Annotated in this window: 1 protein-coding gene; it reads right to left on the reverse strand. The window is 68.6% G+C overall.

Translation table 11 applies throughout. The features are described 5' to 3' along the window. Window positions 1–996 (reverse strand): serine/threonine-protein kinase (locus A5714_RS15775; RefSeq protein ID WP_231975902.1); only part of this gene is annotated, 996 nt, incomplete at its 3' end. Window positions 997–1130 lie beyond the last annotated feature (134 nt).

Genomic DNA, 1130 nt, shown 5'->3' on the forward strand with positions numbered 1-1130 from the left:
GTTCCGGGTTACCGTGCGCTGTGGTGGGCCGCGGCCTACCGTCATGATTGCTCGGTCACTGGTTTGCGATTGCGCGGTCTTGGCGAACGCCACCGGGTCGGCGGTGGGCAGCGTCGATTCCTGGCTGCGGCGCAGGATGTCCGCCGCGTGGTCCTGGTCGGGATTGCTCAGCGCGTGGTTCGCGGCCAGGGCCAGGTCGCCGGCGCTGGCGTAGCGGTCCTCGGGTTTCTTGGCCATCCCGCGCGCGATCACCGCGTCGAACGCTTTGGGAATGCCTGGGCGCAGGGCGCTGGGCTGCGGGATGGGCTCCATGATGTGCGAGCTCACCAGCACCGCCGCGCTGTCGGCCCGGTACGGCGGCGACCCGGTGAGGCATTCGAACAGGACGCACGCCAGGGCGTAGATGTCGGCACGGTAGGTGACCTCGGCATTGGAAAAGCGTTCGGGCGCCATGTATTTCCAGGTGCCGACGGCGGTGCCCAGCTGGGTCAGCTTCTCGTCCGTGGTGGCGCTGGCGATGCCGAAGTCGACCAGGTAGGCGAAGTCGTCGCGGGTGACCAAGATGTTCTGCGGTTTGATGTCGCGGTGCATGACGCCGGCCGCGTGGGCGGCGTCGACGGCCGAGGCGATCTGGGTGACGATGGCCACCGCCCGCGGCGGCGTCAGCGGTCCGAAGCGTTTGAGGACGCTGTCGAGGTCGATGCCCTCGATCAGCCGCATCTCCACGAACATCTGGCCCTCGATCTCGCCGTAGTCGTGGATGGGCACCACGTGCGGTTCCTGCAAGCGCCCGGCGGTGCGCGCCTCGCGCTTCATCCGCTCGCGAAACACCGGGTCCCGGCTGAAGGAGTCGGAGAGCAGCTTGACCGCGACGGTCCACTCCTTGACGGTGTGCTCGGCCTCGTAGACCTCGCCCATCCCGCCGCGGCCCAGCAGCCGTTTGAGGTGGTAGGGGCCCACCGTCGACCCCACCCGGGAGGTCTCAGCGTCGCTCATTCGTCAATCCTTCCGGCCCTGCGCCGGGCCCGCCAACCCCATGACTCTCGCGGGAAGGCCGCGCAATCGCAAACCAGTGACCGAGCAATCATGACGGTAGGCCGCGGCCCACCACAGCGCACGGTAACCCGGAC

Origin of the sequence: Mycobacterium sp. E2462 (assembly GCF_001672685.1) — a bacterium.
Classification (GTDB): Bacteria; Actinomycetota; Actinomycetes; order Mycobacteriales; family Mycobacteriaceae; genus Mycobacterium.